The following is an 8798-nucleotide window of genomic DNA, read 5'->3' as shown; positions in this document are numbered from 1 at the left end:
CCGGCTCAGTCCTCGTCCGGGTCCGCGTCGTGCCCGGCGTCGAGGTGCTTGACGGATTGGAATCCGAGTTGCCCCCGGGGGTGCCCGGCGGACGACGCGGCCACGGGCTCCAGCAGGTAGCCCATGTGGTCGCCGACCTCGAGACGGTCGAGGATGCGCCCGACGAACCAGCGCGTCACCTCGTCGAGGATCGGGACACCGAGCGGCCCGTCGTGCCAGGTCTCGGAGGCGAGCTTGTCGACCTCGTCGCCGGTGCGGGTGCCGAAGCGGATCGCGAGGTCGATCTGGCCCGGGTCGGGGAAGTGCACTCCGAGCGCCTCGGCCTGCTCGGCGACGTCGAACGTGTGGTTGTTCTTCGACAGGAAGACGAAGTAGCGCGGCGGGTGGATCGCGCACTGCGTCGCAAACCCGAGCAGGCAACCGTTCCGCTCGCCGTCGCGGGAGACGGCGGTGACGAGGTGCATCGGCCAGTCGAGCTGGCCCATGACGGCGTGGAAGTCCTCGACGGCGTTCGCCGGGATCGCCTCGGTGCTCATTGCGGTCCTCCGATCCAGCCGCGGCGATGCGCGGCGACGAGCGTGCCCGCGGCGATGGCGAGCATCGCGCCCAGAACGATCCAGTACGCGACGAGATTGGAGAAGAAGCCGAGCTCGAAGTTCATGCCGAGGACGCCGGCGATGACCGTCGCCGGCATGAGGACGGCGGAGATCACCGTCAGCACCTTCATGACGTCGTTGGTCCGCTGTTCGGTGCGGCTCATGAAGATCTCGAGCGAGCCCGTGATCGCCGACCGCGTGCTGTCGATCGAGCCCACGGCCGTCTCCAGCCGGTTCGTCAGCTCGGCGAAGCGGTGCGCGGACTCGGAGTTCGAGAGGACGATCAGCTCCGGGTCGGCCAGGCGGGTCAGCAGTTCGCGGTGGTCGACGACCGTCCGCCGGAGCCGGCCCACGCGGTGGCGCAGGTCGATCAGACGATCCATCAGTTCCCGGTCCTGGCGGTTGAACTCGGGCGCGATGAGCTGCTCGTCGAGGTCGTCGACCTCGCGGTCGAGCTGCTCGACACGATCGAAGAACGTGCTCAGGTGCCAGTCCATGAGGACGGCGAGGAAACGCGGGCCGTCCATGCGGCCGAGGTTGAACTGGGAGCTGATCGGCTCGTTGAGCAGCTCGATGAGATCGACCTGCTCGGTGTGCGCGGTGACGATCCAGCCGCGTCCCACCACGCAGCGGATCGCGACCGGGTCCGGTCCGTCGGCGTAGGCGAGAGCGGCGATGAGGATATGGCCCTCGGCGTCCTCGGAGAGGGCGGCCTTGTCCCGCTCCTGGAGCCAGATGAGCTCCTCGTCGTCGAGCAGGCCGTCGTGGAGTTCGCTCAGCAGCTTGGCGGTGGAGTCCTCCAGGTCGCCGTCGCCGAGGCACAGGTCCACCCAGAGCAGCTGGTTCCTGCCGATCCGGCCGAGGCGATCCTGCTCGGGGTCGACGGCGTGGTCCTCGCCGTTCTTGTCGTAGAGGTAGGCGCGCAGCGCGTTACCGGCGCCGCGGTCGGAGGCGCCGGGTTTCGGTGGGGCGGTACGGGAAATGGGACACCTCCGGAACTCCGGAGGTCGCTCTACCCGTCCGATCGCGATTCACCCAGGACTGAAGTGCGGCGAACCGCGGTAGGTACCAGTCGTGTCGCCCACCAACAAACTTGCCGAAGAAATCGCCGCCCTCGCCGAAGAACACGGCCACACCGTCGGTGCCGCCGAGTCCCTGACCGGCGGTCAGCTGACGGTGCAGCTCGCCGCGGCGCCGAACGCGTCGAGCTGGTTCCGCGGCGGTGTCGTCGCCTACAGCTCCGAGGTCAAGCGGGACGTGCTCGACGTCCCGCACGGGCCCGTCGTGAGCAAGCCGGCGGCCATGGCCATGGCGGCCGGCGCGTGCCGGGTTCTCGGGGCCCGGATCGGGATCTCCACCACCGGGGTCGGCGGCCCCGGCGAGGAGGAGGGGCAGTCCCCGGGCACGGTGTGGATCGGCCTGGCGTGGGAGGGCATCCCGATCGAGGCCTGGGAGTACAAGTTCGGCGGCGAGCCGGACGAGATCTGCTCGCAGACCTGCGAGGCCGCGCTGCAGGCCGTCCGGGACCGGATGCACATCGGCTGACCTGCTGAGCAGGACGGTTGCGCCGCGGGGAGCGGGGCAGACCTCGGACATGGCACGCACCTCCCGGACGATGACCGGCCTCAGCCCCGCCCAGGTCTTCCTCGCGCTGCACGACGGCTACACCTACGACCGCTGGGTGGTCGGGACGCGGAACATCCGCTCCGCCGACCCCGAGTGGCCGACGCCGGGCACCGAGATCCACTACACGATCGGCTATGCCCCGCTGCGCAAGGACGACAAGACCGTCGCCTGCGCCTACGAGCCGGACGTCAAGCTCGAGCTCGAGGCGCACGCCTGGCCGGCGGGCACCGCGCGGATCTGCTTCACCGTCGAGGAGGTCGACGGCGGCTGCGTCGTCCACATCGACGAGCACCCGCTGCGCGGCGTCGCCGCGACCCTCCACAACCCGGTCCTCGACCTGCTGATCAAGATCCGCAACGTCGAGACCCTCCGCCGTCTCGAGCAGCGCATCCGGCAGATGGTCGTCCACCGCTAGGCCCTTCTCTGCGGGATGACGTCCCGCAGCACCCCCGTGTCGGCCCTGGTGCGGGCTGACACCCCACCTCTGCGGGACGTCATCCCGCAGTACCCCTGTGTCGGCCCTGGTGCGGGCTGACATCCCACCTCTGCGGGACGTCATCCCGCAGAGAGAGAGGGCTCGACGGAGGGCGGCTCAGCCGCGGCCCGAGGCGAGGGCGCGGATGACGGCGGTCGCGAGGCGACCGGAGGTCCCGGCCCGGAGCGCGGCGTGGGCGGCGTTCGCGCCGGGGGCGCCGTGGACCCCGCCGCCCGGGTGGGCCGAGGCGGACGCGAGATAGAGCCCGCGGATGTGCGTCTCCGGCCGGCCGAGGCCGGGCAGCGGACGCAGGACGAGCTGCTGGTGCAGGCCGCTGGTCCCGGCGCTGATCGCGCCCTCGACGAGGTTCGCGTTCTCCGCCTCCAGGTCGGGCGGGAAGCTGACGTGACGGTTGATCACGAGATCGGTGAACCCCGGGGCGTACTCCTCCATGCGTCGATCGACGGCCGCCAGCACACGCTTCTGCAGGTCGGGGTCGCGCCAGCCGTCGATGCCGCCCGGCCGGGCGGGGACGTGCGTGTACGCCCACGCGGACTCGGTGCCGGCGGGGGAGCGCGTCGGGTCGGCCGTCGTCATCTGACCCAGCAACAGGAACGGGTCCCGCGGGACGCGGCCCATCGCGAGCTCGTGGGCGAACTCCGAGAGGGAGTCGAAGTCCCCGCCGACGTGTACGGTGCCCGCCCCGACGACCTCGGGGTTCTTCCAGGGGATCGGACCGGACAGCGCCCAGTCGATCTTGATCGTCGCGTCGTCCCAGGAGAACCGGCGCAGGTCGTCGCGCAGCCGGGCCGGGACCTGGTCGGGTCCGAGCAGGTGCAGGTACAGATCGGGTGCGGTGACGTCGGCGAGGACGGTGCGGGCCGTGAACGTCTCGCCGTCGGCGCGGACGCCGACCGCACGGCCGTCCCGCACCAGGACCTGCTCGACGCGGGTGCCGCAGCGCACGCGTCCGCCGCGGGAAGTCAGGCGGCGGACCATCGCCGCCGTGAGCTCGCCGGCACCGCCGACGGGGACGGGGAAGCCGACGTCCTGGCCGAGCATCGCGAGCAGCCAGCCGAAGATCGCGCTACCGGCCTCCTCGGGGCCGAGGTCGGTGTGCATGGCGTTGCCGGCGATCAGGAGCGGCCCGCCCTCGCCGGCGAAGCGCTCGCGTCCGTAGGCGCGGACCGAGAGCAGACCGAAGCGGGCAAAGCTCAGCGCGCCGTGGACCTTGAGCTGCCGCGCCAGTTTCGCCCCGGCGCGGACCGGCGGGAACGGCGTGAGCAACGCGTCCATCAACGTCGGGCCGAGTTCGTTCCACTGGTCGACGAGCGCCCGCCAGGCCGCGGCGTCGCCGCGGTCGAAGGCACCGAGGGAGTCGGCGGTGACGTCGACGTCCCGGTTGAGGACGACCGTCCGGCCGTCCGGCAGGGGGTGGGCGAGCGCGGTCGGGGCGTGGGTCCAGCGCAGGCCGTGGGCGGGCAGGTCGAGCGCCGCGAGGGCGGGGGAGGCCGCGCCGAGCGGGTAGAACGAGCTGAACCGGTCGTTCACGAATCCCGGGGCCACGTACTCGCCGCTGCGGACGGCGCCGCCGGGTTCGTCCTCGGCCTCCAGGACCAGGACGTCCCAGCCCGCGTCGGCGAGCAGGTTGGCCGCGACCAGACCGTTCGGGCCGGCCCCGACGACCACGGCATCCACGGAGGAGTTCATGTCCTGGCCCTACCCACGCTTTCCGTACGTTTACCTGGGTAGATGCGCCACATGACGGTTACTGAGCTGCCCGCCTGCCCGGAGGCCGTCGGCCCGCCGCTGCCCGCCGCCCGAGGGTCGATCTCGGCCCACATGCTCGACCTGATCTGCGGTCGCGCGACCGGGAACCGGCACGCCGGCGCCGTCGGGGACGCCGATCCCTTCGGCGACGACCTGCAGCTCGCGCTCTACATGGCGTACGAGCTGCACTACCGGGGCTTCGCCGGCGTCGACGACGACCGCGAGTGGGACGCCGACGTCCTCGCGCTGCGCACCGCGCTGGAGCGTCGCTTCGCCGGGGCGCTGCGGGAGCAGATTTCCCCGAGCGCCGACGTCGACGCCGCGATCGCCGACCTGCTTGCCGTCGACGGCGAGGGCGGGGTCTCGGACTTCCTCGCCCGCAACGGCACCCGCGCCCAGGTGCGGGAGATGCTCGTCCACCGCTCGATGTACCACCTCAAGGAGGCGGACCCCCAGGCGTTCGTGCTGCCCCGGCTCTCCGGGGCGACGAAGGCGGGCGTCGCCGCCGTCGAGTTCGACGAGTACGGCGGCGGCCGCGCTGCCCGCATGCACGCGGAGCTGTTCGCGTCCCTGATGCGGGCCTTCGACCTCGACGCCCGGTACGGGGTCTACATCGACGTCGTGCCGGGGCCGATGCTCGCCGTCGTCAACTTCATGTCGCTGTGCGGGCTGCACCGCGCCCGCCGCGGCGCGCTGCTGGGTCAGCTCGCCGCCGTCGAGATCACCTCCCCGCCCGGGTCGATGCGCATGGTCGCCGCGATCCGTCGCGCCGGAGGCTGCGAGATCGCCGAGGAGTTCTACGCCGAGCACGTCGTCGCCGACTCCGTCCACGAGCAGGTCATGCGCGCGGACGTGATCGGCACCCTGCTGGAGCACGAGCCCCACCTCGCCGAGGACGTCGTCTTCGGCATCTGCGCCGCCGGGTACCTCGACACCCGCCTCGACGAGCACCTGCTGAGCTCCTGGACCGCCGGCCGCTCCAGCCTCCTCGGCCCGATCTGACTCCTGCGGGATGACGTCCCGCAGGCCTGCCCTGTCAGCCCGCACGAGGGCCGACAGGGCACTGCTGCGGGACGTCATCCCGGGGAGGTGAGTGTCAGCCCGCACGAGGGCCGACAGGGCACTGCTGTGGGACGTCATCCCGCAGGGGTGGGCCTGGCCGGGAAGGAAGGGGCGCTCAGAGGCGGCGGTGGGTGCCGTCGCAGAGGGGGTAGCGGCCGCTCTGGCCGCAGGCGCAGATCGCGACGCGGAAGCGGTCGATCCGCTCGGGCGGGCCGTCACCGACGCAGACCTCGATGGGCCCGTCGACGAGAACCGGCCCACCGCGGTTGCAGGTGACCCGGCGGACCTCGGCGGCCCGGCGGGGGAAGGACTCGTCGCCGGGCCCGGCGTCGGGGACGGTCTCAGGCGCGAGTGCCACGGACGACCACCAGGGTCTCGGTGTTCTCGCCGGGGCCGATCAGGCCCTCGGCACGCAGCCAGGCCTCGCGGGAGCGCATGACGGGGCCGAAGGGGATCTCGTCCTTCTTGACGACCTCGGCGGTCAGGCCCTGCTCGCTCAGGAGCGCGACGGTGCGGCCCGGGTCGCACAGGGCGGAGTGGACCAGCCACACGGACCCGCCCGGCGCGAGCCGGCCCGGGGCGTCGCGGCAGATCCGGTCGAGGAGGGCGCGGCCGTCGCGGCCGGCGTCCCAGGCGCGCGCCCGGCTGTGGGCGGGCGGCGGGCCGTCGCAGGTCGGCACGTAGGGCGGGTTGGCGACGATCAGGTCGAACAGGCCCGCGACGCCGGAGAGCAGGTCGCCGCGCCGCGCCTGGACGGGGAGGCGGCGGAGCATGGCGTTGATGCGGGTGCCGAGGATCGCGCGGCGCGCGATGTCGACGGCCACGACCTCACCGGCGCCGGCGGCGGCCAGTTCGAGGGCGATGTGGCCACTGCCGGTCCCGAGCTCGCACACGCGAGCGTTGGGCGGCAGCGGCTCGGCGAGGACGGTGTTGAGGAGCAGGAGGGTGTCTTCCTGCGGGGCGTACACACCCGGAAGTCTCAGCAGCAGCACGCAGCGGACCTACCCGGAAATGCGCCGGCAATGCTGGACGCCACCTGTGTCTGAGGGTGACTCAGACCGCGAGCGGTGCCTCGGGTGGCAACTCGATTCCGCGACGGGCCCGGTGGACGGCGACGTCGAGGTGGTCGCGCGCGAGCACTCCGGCCCGGACCCAGACCAGGTCTTCGGACCCGCCGTTCAGTTGCTGGGCGACGTGCACCGCGTGGTCGACGGCGTGCGCGACGGTCTCCGCGTCCAGCGCGGGAAACTCCGTCGAGAGCACGGCGACCATGTCGGCGCGCGAACGAGGCGTGGGGGCCAAGGACTCCGATTTCCGAGACGTCGAGCAACCCCGGTTCTGGAGGTGGCTAACGTGAGTTACCCGCCGGAACGCGGTTTCAACCCCGCGCCCGGCCGCGAGTTCGTCAGGCCGAGCGCAGGAGCTTGGTAACGGCCTCCTCGACGGGGCCGGCGGTGGCGAGCGAGCCGGGTTCGACGCCCTCGCCGAGGTCGTCGAGGGCTCCGGTGACGGTCCGGCCGTCGTCGTAGCAGTCGATGACGCGGGCGTCGATGTACGACCGGCGGGCGACGGCGGGGGTGTTCCCGAGGTACTCGGAGACCTCGCGGACGGTCCGGGCCACGGCGCGCTTGCGGGCGGTCGGGGACGTGACCTCCGCCGAGACCGCCAGCCCGACGGCCGCGAGCACGGTGGCGTGCCAGGTGCGGAAGTCCTTGGCGGTGAAGGATCCGCCGGAGATCTCCCGCAGGTAGGCGTTGATGTGCGCGGCCTTGACGTCGTGCCAGCCCGTGCTGTCCCGCCAGGCGAGCAGTTCGGGGTTGTCGTCCTTGCGGCGGCGCAGCCCGGTGATCAGGCGGCAGATCGCCTCGTCGGCGACCGCCTGCTCGCGCTGGATCCCGTGCTTGGCCGGGTAGTCGAACTCGACGACGCCGCGCCGGCACGTGACGTGCTCCCGGCGGACGGTGGCCAGCCCGAACGTCCCGTGCTCGACGGTGTAGGCGTCGCTGCCGGAGCGGAAGAAGCCCAGGTCCAGGAGCCGGACCGCCCCGGCGAGCACCCGCTCGCGCGGGAAGCCCCGCTGGTCGAGGTGCTCGGCCACCGTCGCCCGGATCTGCGGCAGGACCTTCGCGAACTCGAACATCCGGTCGTGCTTCGCCGCGTCCCGGACCGTCCGCCACTCGTCGTGGTAGCGGTACTGCAGGCGCCCGGCGGCGTCACGGCCGGTGGCCTGCAGGTGGCCACGGGGGTCGGGGCAGATCCAGACGTCCGTCCAGGCCGGCGGGATCACTAGGGCCTGGGCGCGGGCCCGGTCCTCGGCGCTGACGGCTGAGCCGTCGTCGTGGCGGTAGCGGAAACCTTTGCCGCACCGGATCCGTCGGATTCCGGGCGCCGCAGGATCGCTGCGGCGCAGTTTCACCGCGGCGCTCCGGCGCTCAGGCGTCGGCCAGCATCCCCTGACGCAGCTGCGCCAGGGTGCGGGCCAGCAGCCGCGAGACGTGCATCTGGGAGATGCCGAGCTCCTCACCGATCTGCGACTGCGTCTTCTCCTCGTAGAAGCGCAGGTGCAGGATGCGCTTGTCGCGCTCGCTCAGCTGCTCGATCAGGGGGCGCAGGGCCTCCATGTCCTCGAAGAGCTCGAAACGGCCGTCGGTGAAGGCGACGGTGTCGGCGACGGTCTGGCCGTCCTCGTCGCTGCCGCTGACCGGGGACTCCAGCGAGGTGACCGAGAAGTGGTCCTCCGCGGTCATGGCCTCCAGGACCAGGTCCGGGCTGACGGCCAGCTTCTCGGCGAGCTCGTTGACCGTGGGGGCGCGGCCGAGCTCGTGCGCGAGCGACTCCGTGGCGTCCCGCAGAACCGCCTTGGTCTCCTGCAGGCGGCGGGGGAGCCGGATCCAGCGACGCTTGTCGCGGAAGTAGCGGCGAATCTCGCCCTGGATGGTCGGCTTTGCGTACGCCGCGAAGTCGGAGCCGTGGTCCGGGTCGAAGCGGCTGATCGCCAGCGCGAGGCCGACGAACCCGACGGCCTCGAGCTCGTCGGTCTCGACGGCGCGGCCGGCGTACCGGCTGGCGAGCCACTTGACCAGCCCGGCGTACCGGACGGCGATGAACTCCTGGATGCGCTCGCGCTCGGCGTCCTCGGTGGCGGCGCGGAGAGCGCGGAAAAGGTCGTCGTCAGTGCTGTCGGCGTTCACGGCGGCGCGGGTCAGGGTGGCCGCCGGGGCGGAGGTCATCGTGGGGGTCGCGTTCATGACCGGAGGATTCCGTCGCTG

11 protein-coding genes are annotated in these 8798 nt (G+C 72.2%); 3 read left to right on the top strand and 8 right to left on the bottom strand.

Translation table 11 applies throughout. The features are described from left to right. Positions 1-5: 5 nt before the first annotated feature. Positions 6-536, bottom strand: a complete 531-nt coding sequence (locus tag ABD401_RS22380) for a flavin reductase family protein (RefSeq protein WP_344608944.1) — start codon at positions 534-536, stop codon at positions 6-8. Then, entirely contained in the window at positions 533-1426 is an 894-nt protein-coding gene (locus ABD401_RS22375; RefSeq protein ID WP_344608942.1) for a magnesium transporter CorA family protein, read from the bottom strand. Before ABD401_RS22375 ends, ABD401_RS22380 begins: the two co-directional genes overlap by 4 nt. A gap of 244 nt (positions 1427-1670) precedes the next feature. Here ABD401_RS22375 and ABD401_RS22370 point away from each other — a divergent pair, with 244 nt between their 5' ends. Then, entirely contained in the window at positions 1671-2141 is a 471-nt protein-coding gene (locus ABD401_RS22370; protein WP_344608940.1) for a CinA family protein, read from the top strand. Positions 2142-2190: 49 nt separating this feature from the next. Beyond that, complete coding sequence (locus tag ABD401_RS22365; RefSeq protein WP_344608938.1) at positions 2191-2637, top strand: SRPBCC family protein; 447 nt, start codon at positions 2191-2193, stop codon at positions 2635-2637. A gap of 177 nt (positions 2638-2814) precedes the next feature. Here ABD401_RS22365 and ABD401_RS22360 read toward each other — a convergent pair whose 3' ends face one another. Further along, positions 2815-4407: a phytoene desaturase family protein gene (locus tag ABD401_RS22360; protein ID WP_344608936.1), complete on the bottom strand. Its 1593-nt coding sequence runs from the start codon at positions 4405-4407 to the stop codon at positions 2815-2817. Between the two features lie 51 nt (positions 4408-4458). Here ABD401_RS22360 and ABD401_RS22355 point away from each other — a divergent pair, with 51 nt between their 5' ends. Beyond that, a complete protein-coding gene (locus ABD401_RS22355; RefSeq protein WP_344608935.1) occupies positions 4459-5469 on the top strand; it encodes an iron-containing redox enzyme family protein in 1011 nt (336 codons plus the stop codon). Positions 5470-5644: 175 nt separating this feature from the next. Here the strand turns inward: ABD401_RS22355 and ABD401_RS22350 are convergent, their stop codons facing one another. The 5 genes from ABD401_RS22350 to ABD401_RS22330 all read right to left on the bottom strand — a co-directional run bounded on the left by ABD401_RS22350 (position 5645) and on the right by ABD401_RS22330 (position 8777). Then, positions 5645-5887: a CDGSH iron-sulfur domain-containing protein gene (locus tag ABD401_RS22350; RefSeq protein ID WP_344608933.1), complete on the bottom strand. Its 243-nt coding sequence runs from the start codon at positions 5885-5887 to the stop codon at positions 5645-5647. After that, entirely contained in the window at positions 5871-6518 is a 648-nt protein-coding gene (locus tag ABD401_RS22345) for a HemK2/MTQ2 family protein methyltransferase (RefSeq protein ID WP_425566232.1), read from the bottom strand. Before ABD401_RS22345 ends, ABD401_RS22350 begins: the two co-directional genes overlap by 17 nt. 64 nt (positions 6519-6582) lie before the next feature. After that, the gene (locus ABD401_RS22340) at positions 6583-6831 is read right to left on the bottom strand and encodes a hypothetical protein (RefSeq protein ID WP_344608929.1); all 249 of its coding nucleotides are present in this window, start codon (positions 6829-6831) and stop codon (positions 6583-6585) included. A 103-nt stretch (positions 6832-6934) separates the two neighbouring features. Continuing rightward, positions 6935-7945, bottom strand: coding sequence for a DNA topoisomerase IB (locus ABD401_RS22335; RefSeq protein WP_344608927.1), 1011 nt, complete (start codon positions 7943-7945; stop codon positions 6935-6937). Between the two features lie 16 nt (positions 7946-7961). Continuing rightward, positions 7962-8777: a SigB/SigF/SigG family RNA polymerase sigma factor gene (locus tag ABD401_RS22330; RefSeq protein WP_344608925.1), complete on the bottom strand. Its 816-nt coding sequence runs from the start codon at positions 8775-8777 to the stop codon at positions 7962-7964. Positions 8778-8798: the final 21 nt, after the last annotated feature.

It is taken from the genome of Sporichthya brevicatena (assembly GCF_039525035.1).
Lineage (GTDB): Bacteria > Actinomycetota > Actinomycetes > Sporichthyales > Sporichthyaceae > Sporichthya > Sporichthya brevicatena.
The sequence above is the reverse complement of the archived record's forward strand: the minus strand, read 5'-3'. Positions and strand labels throughout refer to the sequence as shown.

Excerpts from the sequence above, each read along its gene's own strand:
- ABD401_RS22380 (WP_344608944.1), bottom strand. The coding sequence starts at position 536 with ATGAGCACCGAGGCGATCCCGGCGAACGCCGTCGAGGACTTCCACGCC.
- ABD401_RS22365 (WP_344608938.1), top strand. The coding sequence starts at position 2,191 with ATGGCACGCACCTCCCGGACGATGACCGGCCTCAGCCCCGCCCAGGTC.
- ABD401_RS22360 (WP_344608936.1), bottom strand. The coding sequence starts at position 4,407 with ATGAACTCCTCCGTGGATGCCGTGGTCGTCGGGGCCGGCCCGAACGGT.
- ABD401_RS22355 (WP_344608935.1), top strand. The coding sequence starts at position 4,459 with ATGACGGTTACTGAGCTGCCCGCCTGCCCGGAGGCCGTCGGCCCGCCG.
- ABD401_RS22330 (WP_344608925.1), bottom strand. The coding sequence starts at position 8,777 with ATGAACGCGACCCCCACGATGACCTCCGCCCCGGCGGCCACCCTGACC.